At 41.2% G+C, this 21,661-nt stretch carries 18 protein-coding genes, 1 tRNA gene and 1 pseudogene; 14 read left to right on the top strand and 6 right to left on the bottom strand.

From position 1 onward, the window contains the following. The first annotated feature begins 264 nt into the window (after positions 1 to 264). Positions 265 to 3,390 carry an ATP-binding protein gene (locus V7K67_RS02020; RefSeq protein WP_335165051.1) on the top strand — a complete coding sequence of 1,042 codons (3,126 nt, stop codon included), beginning with the start codon at positions 265 to 267 and terminating at the stop codon, positions 3,388 to 3,390. Between the two features lie 141 nt (positions 3,391 to 3,531). Here the strand turns inward: V7K67_RS02020 and V7K67_RS02015 are convergent, their stop codons facing one another. The 3 genes from V7K67_RS02015 to V7K67_RS02005 form a co-directional block, all read right to left on the bottom strand. Next, complete coding sequence (locus V7K67_RS02015) at positions 3,532 to 4,044, bottom strand: RNA-guided endonuclease TnpB family protein (RefSeq protein ID WP_335165049.1); 513 nt, start codon at positions 4,042 to 4,044, stop codon at positions 3,532 to 3,534. Positions 4,045 to 4,596: 552 nt separating this feature from the next. Further along, entirely contained in the window at positions 4,597 to 5,676 is a 1,080-nt protein-coding gene (locus V7K67_RS02010) for a hypothetical protein (RefSeq protein ID WP_334706639.1), read from the bottom strand. A 53-nt stretch (positions 5,677 to 5,729) separates the two neighbouring features. Then, complete coding sequence (locus V7K67_RS02005) at positions 5,730 to 6,713, bottom strand: hypothetical protein (protein ID WP_334732754.1); 984 nt, start codon at positions 6,711 to 6,713, stop codon at positions 5,730 to 5,732. 783 nt (positions 6,714 to 7,496) lie between these two features. Here V7K67_RS02005 and V7K67_RS02000 point away from each other — a divergent pair. From V7K67_RS02000 to V7K67_RS01980, 5 genes are all read left to right on the top strand, one after another. After that, complete coding sequence (locus V7K67_RS02000) at positions 7,497 to 8,249, top strand: winged helix-turn-helix domain-containing protein (protein WP_179065367.1); 753 nt, start codon at positions 7,497 to 7,499, stop codon at positions 8,247 to 8,249. A 53-nt stretch (positions 8,250 to 8,302) separates the two neighbouring features. Beyond that, the gene (locus V7K67_RS01995; protein ID WP_334732753.1) at positions 8,303 to 9,625 is read left to right on the top strand and encodes a sensor histidine kinase; all 1,323 of its coding nucleotides are present in this window, start codon (positions 8,303 to 8,305) and stop codon (positions 9,623 to 9,625) included. Between the two features lie 28 nt (positions 9,626 to 9,653). Then, positions 9,654 to 10,322, top strand: coding sequence for a phosphate signaling complex protein PhoU (gene phoU, locus V7K67_RS01990; protein ID WP_334706636.1), 669 nt, complete (start codon positions 9,654 to 9,656; stop codon positions 10,320 to 10,322). A gap of 416 nt (positions 10,323 to 10,738) precedes the next feature. After that, positions 10,739 to 11,368 (top strand): Crp/Fnr family transcriptional regulator, encoded by a 630-nt coding sequence (locus V7K67_RS01985; RefSeq protein ID WP_334732752.1) that lies wholly within the window; start codon positions 10,739 to 10,741, stop codon positions 11,366 to 11,368. Positions 11,369 to 11,495: 127 nt separating this feature from the next. Continuing rightward, entirely contained in the window at positions 11,496 to 13,154 is a 1,659-nt protein-coding gene (locus tag V7K67_RS01980; protein WP_334732751.1) for an iron uptake porin, read from the top strand. A gap of 82 nt (positions 13,155 to 13,236) precedes the next feature. On the opposite strand, the gene V7K67_RS01975 is transcribed toward V7K67_RS01980, so the two are convergent. Then, positions 13,237 to 13,497, bottom strand: a complete 261-nt coding sequence (locus tag V7K67_RS01975) for a hypothetical protein (protein ID WP_335165047.1) — start codon at positions 13,495 to 13,497, stop codon at positions 13,237 to 13,239. A 236-nt stretch (positions 13,498 to 13,733) separates the two neighbouring features. Then, positions 13,734 to 14,966, bottom strand: a complete 1,233-nt coding sequence (locus V7K67_RS01970; protein ID WP_335165045.1) for an RNA-guided endonuclease InsQ/TnpB family protein — start codon at positions 14,964 to 14,966, stop codon at positions 13,734 to 13,736. A 100-nt stretch (positions 14,967 to 15,066) separates the two neighbouring features. On the opposite strand from V7K67_RS01970, the gene V7K67_RS01965 reads away from it, so the two are divergent. From V7K67_RS01965 to V7K67_RS01955, 3 genes are all read left to right on the top strand, one after another. After that, positions 15,067 to 15,672, top strand: a complete 606-nt coding sequence (locus V7K67_RS01965) for a DUF3318 domain-containing protein (protein WP_334732748.1) — start codon at positions 15,067 to 15,069, stop codon at positions 15,670 to 15,672. 131 nt (positions 15,673 to 15,803) lie between these two features. Next, positions 15,804 to 16,034, top strand: a complete 231-nt coding sequence (locus V7K67_RS01960; RefSeq protein ID WP_334706631.1) for a hypothetical protein — start codon at positions 15,804 to 15,806, stop codon at positions 16,032 to 16,034. Positions 16,035 to 16,469: 435 nt separating this feature from the next. Continuing rightward, the gene (locus tag V7K67_RS01955; protein WP_334706630.1) at positions 16,470 to 16,661 is read left to right on the top strand and encodes a hypothetical protein; all 192 of its coding nucleotides are present in this window, start codon (positions 16,470 to 16,472) and stop codon (positions 16,659 to 16,661) included. A 197-nt stretch (positions 16,662 to 16,858) separates the two neighbouring features. On the opposite strand, the gene V7K67_RS01950 is transcribed toward V7K67_RS01955, so the two are convergent. Beyond that, positions 16,859 to 17,263 carry a hypothetical protein gene (locus tag V7K67_RS01950; protein ID WP_334706629.1) on the bottom strand — a complete coding sequence of 135 codons (405 nt, stop codon included), beginning with the start codon at positions 17,261 to 17,263 and terminating at the stop codon, positions 16,859 to 16,861. 796 nt (positions 17,264 to 18,059) lie between these two features. Here V7K67_RS01950 and V7K67_RS01945 point away from each other — a divergent pair. From V7K67_RS01945 to V7K67_RS01925, 5 genes and pseudogenes are all read left to right on the top strand, one after another. Next, entirely contained in the window at positions 18,060 to 18,701 is a 642-nt protein-coding gene (locus tag V7K67_RS01945) for a hypothetical protein (protein ID WP_104908762.1), read from the top strand. Positions 18,702 to 18,711: 10 nt separating this feature from the next. Further along, positions 18,712 to 19,518: a pentapeptide repeat-containing protein gene (locus V7K67_RS01940; RefSeq protein WP_334732747.1), complete on the top strand. Its 807-nt coding sequence runs from the start codon at positions 18,712 to 18,714 to the stop codon at positions 19,516 to 19,518. Positions 19,519 to 19,586: 68 nt separating this feature from the next. Then, positions 19,587 to 20,534 carry a transposase gene (locus V7K67_RS01935; protein WP_335165042.1) on the top strand — a complete coding sequence of 316 codons (948 nt, stop codon included), beginning with the start codon at positions 19,587 to 19,589 and terminating at the stop codon, positions 20,532 to 20,534. A 222-nt stretch (positions 20,535 to 20,756) separates the two neighbouring features. Next, positions 20,757 to 20,841: transfer RNA gene (locus tag V7K67_RS01930), tRNA-Ser, on the top strand. Positions 20,842 to 21,299: 458 nt separating this feature from the next. Next, positions 21,300 to 21,515 (top strand): annotated as a pseudogene (locus tag V7K67_RS01925) (GNAT family N-acetyltransferase); the annotation flags it as partial. Positions 21,516 to 21,661: the final 146 nt, after the last annotated feature.

Below are 21,661 nucleotides of genomic sequence, written 5' to 3'. Positions count from 1 at the left end.
CGATGGCGAGGCAACTTTACTATCACTAATTTTTTACCGATGGTAGGTGTAATATCAGCTTACCTGCTTTGTATACCAATTAGATAGCTAGGGATCCCAGATGCAGACAAACAATCTATCCATCTGCAAATTGGTCAACTGCTATTAAGCAAAATATCTATTAAAAAGCAAGAAGAGAGAATTTTTGAGATTGTTAATCAGTTAAATATTGGTGTAAAGCTAATCACTCGACAGTCCGATCGAGATCAATTAGCACAGTTAAATTTGCTGGCTGGGCAAAAAGCTAAACTATCAACGGCTTATGCTAATACAATAGAATATATCAGTTGTGGTATTCAGCTATTGAGAACAGATAGCTGGCAACAACAGTATTCACTCACATTAGCCCTGCATGAAGAAGCTGCTTCGGCAGCCTACCTTATGGGTCAATTTGATCAGGTAGAAGAGTTTGTCAAGCAAGTTCAACAACATGCTAAAGTCTTACTAGATCGGGTTAAATCGATTGAAATCCAAATCCAATCTTATTTAGCCCAGAGTCGTTTTGAGGATTCGATTCAGACTGCGATCGCACTGTTAAATCTCTTAGGTGTTAAACTATCTCCTCAAGCAAATCAAACGCAAACATTACTTAGTTTAGCCCAAACCAAGTTACGATTTTTAGGTAAATCTCCTTTAAATTTGATTGATTTACCTGACATGACAGGGGGCAAGCAACTAGCCGCAATCCGAATTTTAGCTAGTACGAATTCAACAGCTTATATTGCTCGTCCAGATTTACTGCCACCGATAATTTTGAGCGAAGTCAATTTATCGATGCAGTACGGCAATGCGGCAGCATCAGCCTTTGGCTATGCTTGGTATGGATTGATTGAGTGTGGCATTCTAGGAAATATTGAGACAGGTTATAAATTTGGTCAATTAGCATTACAAGTTCTCGAAAAATTCCATAGCAAGGAATTAAAAGCGAGAACCTTCTTCATTGTTCAAACATTTATTAATCACTGGCATCAAGCACTTCAAGACACAATTGCACCGTTAACTGAAGCCTATCAAGTGGGGTTAGAAACAGGAGATATTGAATATGCTGCTTGGGCTAGCTATAGCTGTAGTTTTCATGGATATTTGATGGGGCAGGAATTAGCCGAGTTAGAAAAACAGATGGGTGATTATGCTGAGGTCTACAACAATTTTAGACAAGAAAAACCTCAGATATATATTAATTCATTTCGTCAAGCCATCTTAAATTTATTGGGACAGCCTACTAATCCCAGCTACTTATCAGGTGCCGTTTATGATGCCCAAACTATTCGTCCATTACAACAACAAGCAGGCGATCGCACTGGATTAAGCTTTAGCTATGCCAATGAACTCATACTTTGCTACCTGTTTGAAAATTATACCGGAGCATCTGAGGCAGCAATTAATGCCATAACCTATTTAGATGGGGTAACATCGGCGGCAATTGTACCAATAGTTTATTTTTATGAGGCGCTAACCCAACTGAATCTCTACCCTACAGCAAAGGCGACTGAGCAAAAACAGATTCTTAAAAAAGTAACATCTCATCAGAAAAAACTGAAAAAATGGGCGCATCATGCCCCGATGAATCATCAACACAAATTTTACTTAGTCGAGGCAGAACGGCATCGGGTTTTGCTGCAAAACAACAAAGCAATGGAATTGTACGATCGCGCCATAACTCTAGCTAAAGAAAACAAATATGTCCAAGAAGAAGCCTTAAGTAATGAATTAGCTGCTAAGTTTTACCTCGACTGGGGCAAAGAAAAAATCGCTCAAGTTTACATGCAGGAAGCTTATTATTGCTATGCCCGTTGGGGTGCTAAAGCCAAAACCGAGGACTTAGAAAAACGCTATCCTCAACTCCTTTTTCCCGTCTTGCAAGGGCAACTAAATCGCTTGCAACTGAGTTCAAGCATCGATACATCATCGTTCACACATCAAACCATTCACACAAATCTTTCTAGCAGCAGTATTTCTGAAACCCTCGATTTGTCCACCATCTTCAAAGCCTCACAAGCTCTTTCCAGTGAAATTAAATTAGAGCAAGTACTCACTACTCTCTTGCAAGTGATCATGGAAAATGCTGGGGCACAAAAAGCTATTCTGCTTGTACTTCAACAAGACAACCTAGTGGTTGAAGCTGTAGCCAATATCAATGAAGCAGTTACCCTACTATCTGTACCATTATCAACCAACGAAGGCATTCCGATTACATTAGTAAACTATGTCAAACACAGCTTAAGAACTGTTGTGCTGGATGATGCAACAGCACAAACTGATTTTATTGCCGATCCATATTTCATGCAGCAACAACCTAAGAGTGTCTTGTGTACGCCGATATTAAACCAGGGTAAAATCATCGGGTTGCTATATCTAGAAAATCCGCTAACAATTGGTGTATTTACTCGCGATCGCACCGAAGTGATCCAACTGCTATGCACTCAAGCCGCCATCTCTCTAGAAAATGCCCGTCTTTATCAAGAATCCCAGAATTATTCCCATCAACTAGAGCGATCGCTGCAAGAACTTGAGCGCACCCAATTACAAATGGTGCAAAATGAAAAAATGGCAACCTTGGGCAATTTAGTTGCTGGGGTGGCACATGAAATTAATAATCCCGTTGGATTTCTCAAAGGTAGCCTCAACAATGCCGAAGAGTATACTCAAGACTTACTCACCCATATCCAATTATTTGAAGAACATCATCCCACTCCTGCGATCGCAGTTATTGAGCATAGCGAAAAAATTGACCTAGAATTCTTGATTGAAGACTTACCAAAGTTAGTAAGTTCGATGAAGGTGGCTTCAGAACGGATTAAAGATATTAGTACCAGTCTACGTACCTTCTCTAGAGCCGATACAGCCGAAAAAGTTGCTTGTAATCTCCATGAAGGTATTGAGAGTACTTTGTTAATTTTGAAGTATCGCCTCAAAGCTAATGAAAAACGTCCAGCGATCGAAGTCGTCACCGAATACGGCAATTTACCACCCGTCAAGTGCTTTTTAGGACAGCTAAATCAAGTATTCATGAATATCATTGCCAATGCCATTGATGCCTTAGATACATCCATTGAGGGGCATTCTTATGCCCAAGTGCGAGATGAATATCAGCAAATACTCATTCACACCGAAGTATCCACTGACCAAAGCACAGTAATAATTCGCATTAGAGATAACGGTCAGGGGATGCCAGAGGAGATTAGAGCGCAGATATTTAACCACCTGTTTACAACTAAAGAGGTTGGCAAAGGAACGGGATTAGGATTAGCGATCGCTCGTCAAATCGTCGAGGAAATCCATAATGGGCGGTTGAGTTGCAATTCTGTGCTTGGCGAAGGAACAGAGTTTGTCATAGAGATTCCAGTGTAAATCTACTTAGCGATCGCTGACTCATTTGACATCCTCCCCGCCGTAAACGGTCGGGGATTCCTAAGACTCACGACTTAGGTTTCTGTTTCTTTCCATTGCTGGTTTTTTGCAACTGCCTTTTAGAGATATCTCTATCGGGTCTTATGTTCGCTCCACAGACAAGCCAGCGCGGTCTTCTCCCAAGGGGAGACGCCAAGGGCGATGGGGGTTTCCCCCATGAGTGACTGGCGCTGAAACTGCGAGTCCCGCAGCCAAAATGTTCTTAGCAGCATTGACATCTCTATCGTGATGTGTGCTGCATTTTGGACAATCCCACTCTCTGATATTTAAAGGTAATTTATCTACAATATGTCCACAATGTCCACATCGCTTAGAGCTAGGAAACCATCGGTCAATTTTGACAAAAGTACGACCATACCAATCGCATTTATATTCAAGCTGTCTGACCAATTCACCCCAACTAGCGTCACTAATAGAGAGAGCAAGTTTTCTATTTGTAACCATATTCTTCACAGCTAAGTCCTCAACAGCAATCGTTTGGTTTTCACGTACCAATCGAGTCGTTAACTTGTGTTCGCGAAGCGTCCCGAAGGGAATAAAATCATTTCGCGCATCACTAATTTCTGCGTGGACTTTAGCTACTTTAAGCAACATTATCTAATAACTTTTTTTAGTTAAACTTAAATTCTCTGTGATATATTGATGTAATCAAGAACACCCGTGATGTAGATAATATTGCATTAGATTTTACAACTTAGTATTATGTCTAGTCAAGAACAAAATTCCAACAAAGCATCAAATCAAACACAGGCTAGCGGAACAAAGAAGAAGAAAATACAACCTCCCTCAGATATCAAAAAACCAAAGAAAACCGAATAAAAGTATCACAGTTACTTGTATAATGAAGAGTGCTGAGTACCGAGTACCGAGTGCTGAGTTGAAAGACCGCGCCACTTGCGAGCGGGGTATCAACCTCCAAACGAATTGTTGATTCCGCTTGACTTCGGGCGGGGCTTTTACCATAGTGCAAAAGTACTGAGTACTGAGAGTACTCAGCACTCAGCACTCAGCACTCAGCACAGTAACCAGCAAATCCCCGACTTAATTTAATAAGTTGGGGATTTTGGTGTTCGCCAATAATTCAGGATTGCGATAGAGACTTAAATTAAATTAAGTCTCTACAATTACCATCAAAAATCAATCAGCTTATTTATTTTTTGCTTGAGTCTTTGCCTGTTCTAAAGCTATTTCTTTGATTGCCTGATATGAATTAACATTTGAAGTACCTTCAATAGCTTTAACAGCCAAATCCTGAACTTGTTTGAGAGCGGATTCAAGTTGTTTAGAAAGATTTTGAATTCGCGTTTCTTGATTAGTAATAGTTTGTTCTAGAGATTGCAGTCTTTGTTCATAGAAACGCTTTTGCCCTTCCACTTCCTTAGAATATAAATCTGATTTTATTTTAGCTTGGTAGTGAGCAATGCCTTTGCCCTCTTCCGTAGCTTTTTTAATGGCTGCTTCTTTATCTTTCGGAAAAGCCTCTACCTTAGCTTTTAACTCTTCAAATTGTTTCTCTCGTTCAGAAATTGCTTTCTCCCGTTCAGCCCATTGCTTTTCTGTCTCTTGTAGTAATTCTTCCAGTTGCTTATATAGCCCTTTCTGCTCTTGTTCGTATTCGTCATTTTGCAGTTGCCGCTGGAGTTCTAAATTATACTTATACTCTGAAGCATCGCGTTGTCTAGTTTTATTCAAGTTTTCATTCCGTTCTTTTATCGTCCGTTGCTGTTCCTCCTGTTCTTTTCCCCAAGCATTCCTTTGCTCTAGTATTTCTTGAAATAACACTTCAGAACGTCGGGTATATTCTTCCTCATAAGCTTTAGTATTATCTTCATAGGCTTGGATGAGAGTATCCAAGATATCATCAGAAATTTCTAAATTGTGCAACTGCCTTAATTGTTGAATTTCTTCTTCTAAAGTTCGCCTAATTTCTTCCAACTTAGAGGATTTTGTGGTTAGCTGTTCTGATAATTCATTAGCAGCACTGCCAAAACCTAATTGAATCTTCGCCAAGCTTTCAATTGTATTATTCATCTTTTGTTGGACACTAGAAAGCTGATTCATAGCTGTTTTTTGTTCTAATTTAGGCTGTTCTTTAGTTCCAGACTGGTTTTCTTTGGCAACTTGATCGAGTTCCGATTTTAGCGCTGCTTTTTCTTTAGCTAACTCCTCATACGCCTGAAGAATTTCTACTTTAGTATTCTTATCAGTCGGTTTTTTCCCCACCACAACAAACCTCCTCTTCAGGAATTAAAGATGATTAAGATGCTATAGACTCACAACTATTTAGGATTAGAACTACCAAAAGCCCTCATAGCTAAGTCTTGTGCTTGTTTTAATGCAGTTTGCAATTGAGCAGAAATGCCTTCTATTTGCTCAGACTGTTTCTTAATTGTTTCTTCCAGAGATTGAATTTTTTGTTCATAGCTCTGTTTGTTAGATTCCCATTCTCTTTCAAATAAATCAGCCTCAATTTTAGCTTTTTGGCTTGTTTCTTTAATTGCTTCTTCTCTAGATTTCTTAACAGCTTCTTCCAGTTCGTTAGGAAATGCAGTTACTTTTTGTGCATAATCTGCAAAGAGTGGTTGGCGTTCAGCAAATATTTTTTCTCGTTCTGCCCAATCTTTCTCTTTCTTTTGAGAATTTTCTTGTATTTCCCTTTGTTGTTGGCGCTTTATCGCTTCGTAGCTGTCTCTATTGAGTTTACGAGTAGTTTCTAACTTATACTGAGATTCTTCTTGTTCTTGCTGGCGATCTTTGGCTAATAACTCATTATATGCCTGGAGTTTTTCTTCATACTCCGCTTGCTCTTTTTGCCATTCCTTCCGCCTAATTGTAATTTCTTTCTCTAGTGCTTCCCTTTTACTAATAGTATCTTGTTCAAGAATTTTTAATTTTTCTTGGTGTTCTTGACTCAAAACGTCTAGAGTATCTGCAACAACTCTGATTTGTTGCAGTTCTTGTAGGCGTTGAGTTTCAATTTCTATAGCTCGGTTCAATTCATCTAACTTAGAATTTTCTTGAGCTAATTTTTCAGATAATGCGTTAAGAATACTGCCAAACTCCAATTGCAAATCAGCTAAACCTTTGACAATACTATCAACTGTATATGCAGAAGCTGCTTGCAGAATCTCTTGACTTTTTGCCTTTTCTGCTTCCTCTTGTTTGGTTGCTATTTTAGATTCCAGCTTTTTTCTTTGGATAATAATTTGTTGAAATGCTTGCATTAGTTGTTGTTTGCTGTCCTTGACTCCAACTGTAGTCATCTTCCAACTCCCTTCAATAGGCAAATGATTTATTGGGTAGCAAGCCATACTAATGACTACCCTATGCAGACATCAGAGTAGCCTTTGAATTAACATTTTTAACGCAGTGGAAATACTGAAATGATCAACATCCAACACTTAAGTGGGTACGAATTTTCCACAGATGTGTCCTTCTGTTTTTCAGGTATAGTTTTCCCTTTGAGACTCAATAGTACTTCTGTACTAAAACAAATATACCTAACCGAATCTCCTCTTGTCAAGACAAATTCTTAGAAGCTTGCAGCCATAGTGATTGACGATTTATAAGAAGAATTCAGAACTCAGGAGTCAGAATTCAGTATGAATTCTGTACGAGTGGGTAATAGACATCTGGTGAAAATGAATGTAGAGACGTAGCAGTGCTACGTCTCTACAAGGACTCTGGATAACGCATATTTAATTTCTGGAGATGTCTAATGAATATTGGTTAAAACCGTACAACTCTTAGAGACGCTACCGCGAACGTCCCGCTACGCGCTTTCGCCCCTGGTGGGCGAAAAAAATTACAATATTCTCGCCTGAAAACTCTATCCCTTTATGGGTAGAGTATTCTGAATTCTGTTAGCGCAGCGGGGCGTAGCCCATTCTGACTCCTGTTTGATCAGACTACTGTGGTATATGTTACTTTTTGTAAAGAAAATCTAAAAGAATTAACCTTAGTAGAAGCGCGGTTACAGTAAGGCGGGATAATAGACTCAATAATCCTAATTGATACAAGCACAGTCCTAGACTTTTGTGATATCAATGTACACCACTGAATCGACCAAATATTCTGCTAGAACGGACATTGGACAAACCAGCCGTATTCTAGTAGTAGAAGATGAAGAATTAATCCAGGAAATGCTAGCTGTAGCTCTGGAAGAAGAAGGTTATGGGGTGATAACTGCCCCCGATGGGCGGTCTGCTATCGAGTATCTCAAAAGTTTTGAAACCAATTCAGGGGAACTTCCCTTCGATCTGGTCATTCTAGATTTGATGCTACCTCAAATCAATGGGCTAGATATTTGCCGTTTGCTGCGTCATCAAGGCAACCCAGTACCTATTTTAATGCTTAGTGCTAAGGGTAGTGAAACTGACCGGGTTTTGGGGTTAGAGGTGGGCGCTGATGACTATCTGACCAAACCCTTTAGTATGCGTGAATTAGTGGCTCGTTGTCGGGCTTTACTCCGTCGCCAACGCCTAAGTAATTTACCCCAAATACCAGTATTAAAATTTAAGGATGTCTCCTTGAATCCCCAAGAATGTCGCGTGCTGGTTCGCGGTCAAGAAGTGAGTCTTTCTCCCAAAGAGTTCCGCTTGCTGGAACTGTTTATGAGTTACGCCCGTCGGGTATGGTCACGCGAACAATTGCTCGATCAGGTTTGGGGGCCTGATTTTGTCGGCGATAGTAAAACTGTAGACGTTCATATTCGGTGGTTGCGCGAAAAATTAGAGCAAGACCCCAGCCATCCCGAATATATTGTGACTGTACGAGGTTTTGGCTATAGGTTTGGATAATTAGTTTAGATAGTTGTTAGTTTTTAATAGTCACCAAGAAACTAACAACTCAAATGCTTTTATTGGGATTTTTTCTGGGTTTAGCGGTAGGCATTGGGTTTTGGGTTTGGCAACAGGTTCAACTTAACCGCTACCTGGGGCGCTTACTCCGACCGTTAACCTCCCATTCTTCCAAGATGGGACTGCTGTTGATTCCTGGGTTGCGGCAAGAAATAGCGATGGTGAAGCAGCAGCGGCAAGATTTACAGCAGTCGTTGCAAACTTACCAAGACCTGCTAGATTTTGCACCAGTGGGATATTTGCAGGTGGATGAGGAAAATCAACTGCTGTGGTGCAATCGACAGGCGCAGGAAATTTTGTATCTGCAAAGGTGGCAACCAGAACAGGTGCGCTTATTATTGGAATTGGTACGGTCTTATGAACTCGACCATTTAATTGAGCAAACTCGTGATTTGCAAAAACCACAAAGGGGAGAATGGATATTTCATCCATCTTGTGATGATGCGGCAGAGATGGCAACAATCAAATCTCTAGCTTTGCGGGCTTCTAGCTTGCCTTTACCCAATGGACAAGTGGGAGTCTTTTTGGAAAATCGTCAACCCCTATTAGATATAAATCAAGTGCGCGATCGCTCTTTTTCTGATCTAGCACACGAACTCAGAACGCCGCTCACTTCGATTCGCTTAGTTGTAGAAACTTTACAAAACCGCTTAGAACCACCTTTAAATCGTTGGGTTAACCGTTTGATGCAAGAAGTTGATCGGCTGATTAACTTAGTGCAAAGCTGGTTAGATCTTACCCAAATGGAAGCAAACCCAAATATCCAATTGCAAGCCAAAGCTGTAGAATTGCGATCGCTAATTACATCTGTTTGGGAAACTCTAGAACCCTTGGCACAGCGTCAACATCTGTCTTTTTCTTATTCTGGCCCCGAAAATATTTGGATTAAGGCAGATAAAGCCAGGATTTACCAGGTTTTTCTCAACTTGCTAGACAACAGCATTAAGTACAGTCCTCCTGATACAAGCATTCACGTCCAAGCAAAAATCCGCTCAATTAATAATGAGAGCGATGCTGTTTCCCCAATCTTGGAAATAAATCTGATTGATTCTGGAGTCGGATTTTCTGAGGCAGATTTACCCCATATTTTTGAGCGATTTTATCGAGGAGATAAAGCCCGAACCCATTCCCCTCAAGATAGTAACTCCATCGGAGCGATCATTGGCAATGGATTAGGATTAGCGATCGTTGAGCAAATTCTCATCGCCCACGGTGGTTCAATCAAAGCGATGAACCATCCAGAAACCGGTGGTGCGTGGATGCAGCTCCAATTTCCTGAAGTTATGGCAAACTCCCTAAGCCAAGACTATAGTTAGTAATATCTTCACCTTTGAGACAACAAGTGTGAAAGCTATCGATTATAGTCCCAATCCTCAAAGACCACAACTCGCACGCGCCATTAGGCGCTTAGAACGGGATGTATTACGCATGGGTGCCTTGGTAGAACAATCGTTTCGCCTCAGCCACCAAGCGTTATTTGCTCGTAACTTAACAGCAGCTGAAGAACTTCCCCGATTAGATAAAAAAATCGATCGCTTTTATAGACAAATCGAGTCAGACTGTACGGCAATTATGACGCTGCAAGCGCCTACGGCTCAAGATTTGCGCTGTTTAAGTGCCTTTATGCAGTTGGTGCGAGATTTAGAGCGCATTGGCGATTATGCAGAAGATTTGGCTGAGATTGCAATTAAAATTTTTCCTTATGCGCCTCATACGTCTTTGCCAGAAATTGAAGCTATGTCCCTTCACGCCCAAGCGATGCTAGCAACTAGTTTAAAGGCCTTGGGAGATTTCGATGAAGCTGGTGGACGCCGTTTAAAGCACCTAGATGATACTGTCGATGATGCCTACGATCGCGTTTATCAGACTTTAGCCCAACAACGAGATGTACCTGGTGTTGTCGAGCCAATTGTACTACTAGCACTGGCAATTCGTTGTCTAGAACGCATGGCAGATCATGCCACTAATATTGGTCAAAGAGTAGCATATATTGTCACTGGTCAACGCTCTTAATGGACGTGTTGCCCAGATCCCCAACTTCTTCAAGAAGTCGGGGATCTGAATCCAGCTGAAATCAGCACCATTTCTACCCTAATCTTCATAATTATTTGTGCCTACATACTTACTTAGTCTTCAGAAAATACCAAATTATTAAAAATTAAGTTAGTTAAACATTTTACTAAAAGCTTACCTCTTCTTAAACTTGCACAATTAAAGTAACGGATAAACAACTAAAAAATTCCGGGTCTATCTGACTGATAGATACCTTAAACCAAAAGTTGTTGCCATCAGAAAATTTGGAGTTAGTCCTTCGCTCTGATTGAGAAGAATAGACTTTTAAATATACAGGTAGATTCTGATACAAATTATTAGAGTTTCTTAATCATTCTCAATAGCGAGATTCCCTGATAATTGTGTAGTTACGGTTAATGATGTATTCCACAAGTCCTACTTCAAACTCCTCTGCCGTGTCAAATGGCTCTGCCTTGGGCGGACAATTACCCCAGCAGATATTTACCCGTCGGGAAGTAATTCCACCTCAAAATGACGTACTTTGGCGTATTGAGCATGGTGCAGTTCGTACTTTAACTTGGAGTGAAGATGGAACATTCATCACTCTCGGTTATTGGGGACTAGGGGATATTATTGGCTATCCTTTGTCTAAGGTCAAGCCTTACCAAATTGAATGCCTCACTGGCGTAGAAGTAAGCATTGTGCCACCTCATCTGTGGCATCAAGATATTAATGCTTTGTTGTCTCACATTCAACAGGCAGAGGATCTACTAAGTATTGTGCATCGAAAACCAATTTCGCTACGTTTATGGCAATTTTTGGTATGGTTAAGTGAAAAATTTGGACGTGAAGTAGATAAGGGCAAGCTAATTGATTTAAATGTTACCCATCAAGATATTGCTGAAGTGTTAAATACTACGCGAGTAACAGTTACCCGACTCCTACAAGAGCTTGAGGAAGAAGGGACAGTTCTACGTCACAAGCGCCGCATTATTTTGTGCATACCAAATAAATTCATTAAAAATTATAGTTCAGCACTATATTAAATGACTTGTATTTCTCAGAGGATAAATGTATAATCGTGGGTGTGATTGTGTGTAAAATTCCTGAAAGTAAGGTGCTTTAAGCATTTTACCATCATCGGATTAGTAGGTGTGAGTGAGAGTAAATAACATGACAAAACGGTTCTGGAATCTTCTTAAGGTTAGTCCAGTTGTTTTAGCTGCTGCATTTTTCACTGCAAATAGTGCCTTAGCTGCTGAAGTCAACGATACAAATGTTTCCCAGTTATCTGAAGCTCAAGAGTCTAACAATATTGATCAGGTAACATCAGTTTCGCAATTTTCGGACGTACAGCCTACGGATTGGGCATTCCAAGCTTTGCAATCACTAGTTGAGCGCTATGGCTGTATTGCAGGTTATCCCAACAGTACCTATCGTGGGAACCGTGCTTTGACCCGTTATGAATTTGCCGCAGGTTTGAATGCCTGTTTAGACCGGGTTAACGAACTGATTGCTACAGCTACAGCCGATTTGGTCAGCAAACAAGACCTGGCTACTTTACAGCGCTTACAAGAAGAATATGCTGCTGAACTAGCAACTCTGCGCGGTCGTGTAGATGGATTAGAAGCCCGCACTTCTGAGTTGGAAGCTCATCAATTCTCAACTACCACCAAGTTGGTTGGGGAAGCAATTTTCAGCGTGTCTGACGCTTTTGGTGGCAACAGAGCATCTACTTCTAGTGCTGTTCCTTCTACTAACAAATTGAATTCCAACACGACTTTTAGTGACCGAGTTCGTTTGAACTTGTACAGCAGTTTCACTGGTACAGACCAGTTGCAAATCCGTCTGCAAGCTGGGAATACCATCAGTAATAGTGGTGTGACCGGTACTAACATGACCCGCTTGGGCTATGACACAAATCCTTCCGACAACAGCGTTAGCATAGATAAAATCAACTATGCTTTCAACCTTAAGGATGCAGTACGCGTCAAAGTTGATGTTAGCAATAGTGAGCTATACGAAAACGTCGACGTTTTCAATCCTGACTTTAAGAGCAGTGGTACAGGTGCTATCTCTCGGTATGGACGTTTCAGCCCCATCTACCGTCAAGGTCAAAATGGTGCTGGTTTGACTGTGACTTTTAATCCTAAAGGTCCTATTAGCTTGAGTGGTGCTTATTTAGCACAGAGTAGTAACAACGGTACTATCATTAATGCCTTTGGTGCTAATAATCCCGCCGCTAATAACGGGCTATTCAATGGTGATAGCACTATCTTCGGACAGTTATCTTTCAAACCCAACAAAGCCTTCAATATTGGTCTGACCTATGCCCACACCTACCTAGCTGGCAATGCTGCTAACAACTTCTTCCAAAGTACAGGTAGCGCTTTTGCTAACAGCCCCTTTGGGACTGTGGCTGGTATTCGCGCTGAATCCAACAATTACGGTGTAGAAGCTACCTTCCAATTTAGCCCGAAGTTGGCTCTTAGTGGTTGGGGAGGTTACACAACTGCATCTACTCTTAGTGGCCCTAGTCAAAATGCAGAGATTTGGTACTATGGTGCAACACTTGCTTTGAGAGACTTTGGCAAAGAAGGCAACGTTTTAGGTATTATCTTTGGTCAAGCACCCAAAGTTACTGGTGGCAGCGTAACAACAGGTAGTCCTTTTGACACTGGTACCTCTTATCACTTAGAGGGTCTTTACAAATACAAGGTTTCCGATAATATTCAAGTCACACCTGGTTTGTTGGTAATTTTCAATCCAGAGAACAACAACAATAACGATACTGAATATGTCGGTACTCTACGTACTACCTTCACCTTCTAAAATTGGTGATAAAATCTAAAGCTCGGAATTAGATAAACAAAACCCCACTTTTAGGTGGGGTTTTGTTTGGGAAGAAAATTAGCTATGTGGGATTATAATCTGACTGATTTGATATATCTTTTGGGGGGCGATCGCTACTCCAAGCCCACCACGCAGAACCACACTGACAGTAGTAGAACTCTTGCCATTTGCGACGACGGTCTTCTGTAAGTACAGGCGATCGCCGATTTAGCCAAACTTTTTCAGCTTCTAGGCTACTTGAGTGGCAGTTAGGACAGCAAAAATTGTATGCATGTACTGCCTGATTTGTCCATTCAGGCGGGAGGGGAGCAAAAGCATCCATGTAGTTACAAGTGTAGTCTCAATGGTGATCCAAAACTTTGAGGTTTTGAATTGGGCGGCAAAGGGATACTATAGAATTCCGCCACACGATCAAACTGCTTAATCAGTATTTTCATGTCTTGATTTGAATCTATTCAAGACCGCGATCGCATCTCACAAATCAAAGGTTAACACGAAAAGTTTATTTTTTACACACTTAGTTACTATGCACATTATGGCTATTGACACTCCTCGCGCCTATTGGTAGGAGGATTCTACATTCATAGACTCGCCGTTAGACAGCAGGCTTACACCAACCGCCCAAGAGGGCAAATCTCCTGTAGCGTAAATTCCGGTATGCCCTACCGTACTCAGTCCTAGTCTCAAAATGTTGATGCTAGCGTTCACATCCCTATCCGCCACGTAGTTGCAATGAGGGCAAACATGGGTTCTTGTAGATAGAGATTTTTTCACTTTCTCACCACAGTGAGAGCAATTTTGGCTTGTATTATGGGGAGGAACAGCAACAGTCACCTTCCCATATTTATGCCCAAAATATTCCAACCAACTGCGGAAAGTGTACCATCCAGTATCAGAAATTGATTTAGCTAGATGTCGATTTTTTACCAACCCTTTCACATTTAAATCTTCATAGGCTACCAAATCGTTAGATTGGATGACGGAGTATGCCAGTCTTAAGCAATACTCTTTTCGTTGCCTACTTACCCTTAAATGCTTACGGGCATATCTGTTTCTAGCTTTGTGGTAATTGTTAGATTGTCTTTGTTTAGTCTTTTTCTTCGCTAAACTAAATTTCTTGGACTTTTTGCGATTAGCTCGGTTTAACTGCTTCTCAGATTTCCGATAGAACTGGGGTGAAGGTTCCACATTACCTTTGCTATCGGCAATGAAATACTTCAGCCCTAAATCAATGCCAACTATTTGATTGGTTGGTTGACTCTCTACCTTAATATCAACATCGATTGCAAATTGAGCATAATACCCGTCAGCGCGACGCACTAAGCGGACACGCTTAATTTGTTTGATGTCGTAATAATTAAGGTTGTATGTTCCCTTTAATTTCAGGGTTCCAATACCCTTTTTACCTAAGAAAGTTATGGCTTTACGGGTTTCAGAGAGCTTCCATCCTGATGTTTTGTATTCAACGGAACGGCAGTTTTGCTTAAACTTTGGAAACCCCTTTTTACCCTTAACTTTTTTCTTACAGTTATTGTAAAATCTAGCTATTGCTGACCAAGAACGTTCAGCAGCAGATTGTCTTGCCATTGAGTTTAGTTCATCAGCAAAGGGAAATTCAGCAGCTAATACGGCACAGTACTTATTCAAAGCGTACTTATCTACTTTTGAATCCTTGTTATCCATCCAGTAGCGCAGGCACTTATTTTGAATGAACTGTGATGTCCGAATAGCCTCGTCAATTGCGCGATATTGCTGATCTTTACCTTTCACCTTGAACTCGTAAACAATCATGGTTCGACCTTAAATTACCACTTTTTTATGATACCATGACTCGGATAAAGCCATCCTAGAATGACAGGGTTTTAAACCCAAATTTTCGATAATTAAATTTATGGAGCCAAATGTTGAAATTCGCCGTTTGTTAGATGTGATGCCTGCTTCTGGTCGGATGACGACAAAACTTGTTAGTAAGCCAGAGCAGCCAAAAGTGATTGATGCCTCCTTTCCCCAACCCTGGAATCAGGCGCGACCGATATATATTAATTTCGATTTGTGGCGTCGCTTGACAAAGCCGCAACGAGACTTGCTGCTGTTGCAGATGGTTAGCTGGTTAACGGGGGTGAAGTGGTTTAAATCGGACATTTATCAAGGTGCGGTGTTAGCTGGGTTGTTAGGCGGATTCTTGGAAGCAGCACAGTCAGATGTGGTGGGTGTAGCTGTAGCTGGGGGATTAAGTGCGATCGCTGCTTTTCGGATCTGGCGTACTAATAAATCTCAAGAGTCAGAGTTAAATGCCGATGCTGCTGCAATTAAAATAGCACAGCGGCGCGGTCATTCGGAAGCTGAAGCAGCACAGCACCTATTATCTGCAATTGAAGCGGTAGCCAAAATTGAAGGGCGTGCCAGTTTCAATTTTACCGAGTTGATTCGTTGCCAAAATTTACGAGCGATCGCAGGTTTATCACCAGTAGGTATACCAGAAAGCTACGATAAGTAGAAATGGGGAAAAATTAAAGAATCAGGAGATTATTTGATAAATGAATAAGTTTTACCTCAGATTTTAATAGCATCTGTGGCAATATTTTTGATGAAAATAATCGAAAGTTTTACTATCCTGAGCTTCAAAGAATGGGAAGCTTTACCCTATTTAAAAAAGGTCGTCAAGATGTCGAACAAGCTGAGATATTAAGCCAAATTAATTTCCTCCTCAAGAATCAAGATGAGCAAAAGAAAATTTTGCTGATTTTAAATAAAAAACTGAATGTCAACCGCAATGATTTGAAAATTGTTCCAATCAAAGATTTTGAGAGAGGCTGGACGAGTGATGAACTATATTATCTTTATTGGGTGGGTAGATGAAGCATAAGGATAATCAGGGCCACTTCATTACTATCTAGCCCGCCTCAAGCCTTTGGACGACAGGTGCAAAGTATTGAGCCTCCAACTAGCGCGATTACAGTTTCAGTATATCAATAGACATCTGGTGAAAATGAATGTAGAGACGTAGCACTGCTACGTCTCTACAAGGGTTTTGGATAACGCATATTTAATTTCTGGAGATGTCTAATGATGAAATGATGTTTTTACGTCCTTTGACTAGCTTGCCACCACTGATAACTAGTTGCAATGGGTGAGGCTACTCTACACTGGAATAAGAGAATGTGTATTTAACTGAACTTAGATGTCAGAGACTGAGGAGTTTATTGATACCTTCTCGATGTTGGTTATGAAGTGCTTACCTCGTGTGGTAAAACTTAACTTAAATTCTGTCAGTTACTAACGGAGTTGATGGGAATGGGTAACTTTATTATTTTTGCCTTGATAGTCGCCTACGGAGTCGGCGTTTTGAAGTTTTGGAATGGGTTTGAGCGGACTAATTTTAATCCAGCCTTGAGCAATCGTATTCGTTTATCTTTGCTATGGCCAGCTTTGTTTATTACAAATCAATCCTATCGTCGAAACTTTAGAAAGGCGTTGAAGGGCTAGGTCTTAGTATTAGGTGTATTAAGTCTAACATCATACGATTTTGACAGTTGACATATATCTCAATATAAATCTAACCCGCCAACCTCCCTTCCTTAGTCAGGAAGGGAGGTTGGCTTGCTCCTTTTCGGAGAGAGAGGAACTAGGGAAGGATAGGTTCGTTAACCGTTGGAAAATATTTCAGCTGATGACTTTACGAATTATTTACCATTGGTTAATAGATGGATTGCTGCACCGACAGCGGCACCATCAACAGCATTGCCAACGGTATCTCTGCCATCGCCAGTAACTACGCCTGTGACTGCGCTAGCCCCTGCACCAACTCCGACATCTTGACCAAGGTTCCGGTGACGGCGACCGCGAGTGTTTCTCAGACCATTTGCACCATTTACGGCCGCACCAGTCACACTACCCTTAACAGCATTGCCTAATACACTACCATTTCCCCTAACAGCTCCGGTGACAACGTTGGTAACAGCACCAATACCTGCGTCTCTCAGTACTTGGTCGTCAGCAGCAGCGGGTTTGGCGGGAACTAAGGTGACACCAGCTAAACTTGCAGCCATGAGGCTGGGTAGAAGTGTGCGTTTTAGGATTTTATTCATTGTATTACCTTCTCAAAACATCAAACAATTGGCTAAAACCCAAAGTTACTGGAGTCTGATAAAGTCTGATTTTTTTATTTGAACAACAGCAACTATTTATTGTTCGAGTACATATATATCATTGCATTTGCAAAGTCATAACTACATCTACTAAAAGCATGAATATAGATTCAGTCTACAGAAGGCCTTGCTGATTTATTAGACCATACTAGGGATTACATATTGACAAAATCAATAAAATATGTAGTAGGGATTTTTCATTCCTAGCCAGAGATTCCTCATGAAAAAGCGCGTAATGTTTACCCTATCTATCTCAAGGTAGTTGCCAAAATAATTAAACTAACTCGTCGGGGTTAATATTTTTTAATTCTCTTAGTTTAGCAGTTATTTGCCTGATTTGGAGGATAGGGAGAGGAAGTTACAGGCGTTTGTGGGAAGAGTTTTGGAAGAATAACTATAGCAAGAAAGAGCCATATTCATTGATATCTAAATCCTTGCGGTTCCGATTGTAATATGTTTCGGAAATATTTGGAGTAAAACTGGGGTAATGTAAAATGGTCAAGGTATTTACAAAGCAGCTGTGTTAAACAAAAATTATGTCGTCTGATCAAAGTAGATTTTATCCCACGACGACGATGGTCTTCTAAATAAGCATTGGCTTCTATAATTGCGATTTGACACACACGTGTAGATATATTAAACGGATTTTGCGCTGCTCAATACCCTATATTGTCAAGTTAGGCGCTTATATCTTGCATATAGATAACTTTTACCCTCACGACTGGAGAGCAAAATCTTGGGCATAGAATTACGCAGTTTCGTATTTCTCGACAACCTGCAACCTCAACATGCAGCATATATGGGAACAGTAGCTCAAGGCTTCTTACCATTACCAGGAGATACATCACTGTGGATTGAAATCTCTCCTGGTATCGAAATTAATAAGATTACGGATATAGCCCTGAAATCTGCCTCTGTCCGTCCAGGAGTACAGGTAGTTGAACGATTATACGGACTATTGGAAGTTCATTCTAGCTCCCAAGGCGAAACGCGAGCAGCTGGTCAAGCTATTTTGGCAGCACTAGGAGTCAAAAGAGAGGAATGTCTCAAACCGCGTGTTATTTCTAGTCAGATTATCCGCAACATCGATGCTTATCAAACACAACTGATTAATCGCACGCGCCGGGGACAGCTACTACTAGCAGGTCAAACACTATATGTATTAGAAGTGGAGCCTGCTGCTTACGCCGCACTGGCTGCCAATGAAGCGGAGAAAGCAGCGAGGATTAATATTCTTGAGGTTCAAGCTGTAGGTAGTTTTGGACGGCTTTACTTAGGTGGACAGGAACAGGATATTCTAGCAGGTGCGGCGGGAGCGTTAACGGCCATTGAAAGTGTGGCAGGTCGGGTAAATTCTTTGGGTGGGCGTCAGGAGTAAAGGAGAGAAAATGGCAAATCGAGAGCATCTAACTTTACTCAAAGCAGGTGCAGTGACATGGATTGAGTGGAGAAAGAAAAATCCCCAGATTGAACCAGACCTCAGCGCCGCGAATCTGCAAGGCGATAATCTCAGAGGCGCAAACCTCCAGGGGGTAAACTTGAGGAGGGTAGATTTGGGTAATGCTTTACTCGTGCGGGCAAACCTCAGCGGTGCTGACCTCAGTAGTGCCAACCTCTATAAAGCCTTCCTGAATGAAGCTAACCTGAGTGCGACTAACTTCAGTGTTGCTAATTTGAGTGGTGCTATACTTAGACATGCAGATTTGAGTCATGCGAATTTGATTGGAGCTGACTTGAGTGGGGTTGACCTTAGAGGCGCTGCGATCGCATTTGCTAATCTAATTGGCACCGATTTAAGAGGCGCTAACTTGAGAGATGCCGATTTAGGTGCAGCAAAGCTGATGCGGACTAACCTCTCTTTTGCCAACCTCATTGAAGCTAACTTGATTGACGCTGACCTCAGCGAGGCAAGTTTATACGAGGCGGAGGTGTTGGGGGCTTATCTTTACAAAGCTGACCTGTACAAAGCTAATCTGAACAAGGCTCACCTCGCTGGTGCATATCTGTTACGAGCTAACCTCAGTGAAGCTGACTTGAGTCAAGCTGATTTAAGTTGGACTAACCTCAGAAGCGCTAATTTAGCAGGGGCGAATCTCAGAGGAGTTAACCTGAGGGGAGCCGACCTTAGGGGAGCTAACCTCAGTGGCATAAACCTTCATGAGGCAATTATGCCTGACGGTTCAAGGCACAATTAATTAACAATAAATTTAACTTAAAGGATGCAAAACCACCGCGTCTGACTGCAATCTGCAATACATACCCAGTGTTGTATAAAGGTCAGCAGATTCGCTACAACTTAAATTATCAAACAGTTGCTGTTAAGGTTTGGAGTGGAACTGATTGGGTGTGGCTTAGTGGAATTAAGGTAAAAGGTCATGGGCGGAATCGCCACTTAACTTCGGGGAATGAAATATGTTCGCCTGCTTTAGTCGTCAGTAAGAACAAATGTCAACTTTCGATGCCAGTAAAAATTGACAAAATTAACCGAGAGGATTCTGATTATGTAGTGAGTGTTGATTTGGGCATTAATAACGCAGCAACCTGCGCGGTAGTAGGAAAGGACGGTACTGTAAAGGCGCGGAAATTCCTTAATCCCGCTAGAGACATAGACCGTCGTAATCAACGCCGAATGATGATTGCTAAAAAGTCTAAACAGACTCAAAATATTACAAAAACTCAACGCGAAAAAGGGTTCTGTAAGGAACTTTACCGCAAGTCCTCAAACATTAATTTAGAAATTTCGCGTCAAGTGGCTAGAGGTATTGTTGAGTTCGCAAAGACTCATAATGTCAAAGTAATTGTGATTGAGAGTTTAGCTGGTTGGAAGGCTAAAGCTGGGCATAATGGTTCGCTTATCAAGCAGAAATTTCATCTCTGGTGTCATGCAAAAATTGTTGATATACTGACAGATCGATGGGCTGAATTAGGAGGACAAGTTCAAGCTATCAATCCCAAATATACCAGCGCTTATGCTTTTGATGGAAGCGGTAAGGTTAAACGAAATAAAAATAATTATTCTCTTGCTGTCTTTAAAAGTGGCAAGCAATATAATTGTGATTTATCAGCATCTTATAACATCGGTGCTAGATATTGGTATTGTCTAATTCAAGGTGATAAAACCTTTTCTAGAGTGTTCGTAAGCAAAAGTTCTAACGACACACTGAGAACGCCAGTAACTCTGGGAACGCTACGTAGTCTAGAGGTTGCATAGCGCAAGAATCCCCATCTATAATCTCTGATTTAGATGGGGTGCGTTCAAATCTGGTTACAAGCTAAAACATGGGTTAGCTAAAGCAGATTGGGAATTATTGCTTTTTTGCATAACGCAAAAAAAGCAATAATGCTATAATACTATAGGGAATTTAGTAGAATTTCCCTAACTTCATGGCATTTGAATCTGGATATAGATACCCAAGTGTCTGAATAAATAGCTGGAGAGGTGTCCGAGCGGTTCATGGTGACGCACTCGAAATGCGTTTTGGGGAAACTCAACGGGGGTTCGAATCCCCCCCTCTCCGTTCAAAAAGATTACTGAACAATTAAACAAGCATAGATGTTGCTTGCCTTGATAGTCAGTAGACATCTCCAGAAATTAAATATGCGTTATCCAGAGTCCTTGTAGAGACGTAGCACTGCTACGTCTCTACATTCATTTTCGGAGATGTCTAGTATATATCATTCTTTCTTTGCGTCCTTGGCGTCCTTCTGTAACGAGACGCTGCGCGATGGTGGTCAATACTGCTCGGATAAGCAGGGGAGGCAGGGGAAGCAGGGGAGGCAGGGGAGGCAAAACTCTTCCCCTGCCTCCATTTCTCCCCCTGCTCCCCCTGCTTGCCTCAACGAAGAAATTCCTTAACCGAGCAGTATTGCGATGGTGGTAGCCTGCGGCAAGCCGCTTTGCGTCTACGTTCCTCATATAGTTTGGCGCATCTTCATACAGAATTGGTATCAGTCAATTACGTGCATAATTTCCCAAATGAATCTACCACTAGAAACCCAACGTCTGATACTACGAGACTTTGTAGAATCAGATTGGCCAGCGGTTCATCAATACGCTAGCGATCCTAAAGTTGTGCGTTATTTAACCTTTGACCCAAATAGCGAAGAAGATACCAAAAACTTTTTACAAAGAGAAATTTCATTACAAAGTAAAGAACCCCGTCAGCATTTTGCCTTGGCAGTGACTTTAAAACCTTTTCAGTTTTTAGGCAATTGACTGTCAAATATATTGTCGTGATTTCTCTATTGACATCATATCCGCTATGTAAATTTCCTGAAATTTATTCAATATTTTTACAAAAGCTCATAAAATTTAAGTAGAAATTAGTAGAAGCAGGG

Origin of the sequence: Nostoc sp., from assembly GCF_036917155.1 — a bacterium.
In the GTDB taxonomy this organism is placed as follows: domain Bacteria; phylum Cyanobacteriota; class Cyanobacteriia; order Cyanobacteriales; family Nostocaceae; genus Nostoc.
The sequence above is the reverse complement of the archived record's forward strand: the minus strand, read 5'-3'. Positions and strand labels throughout refer to the sequence as shown.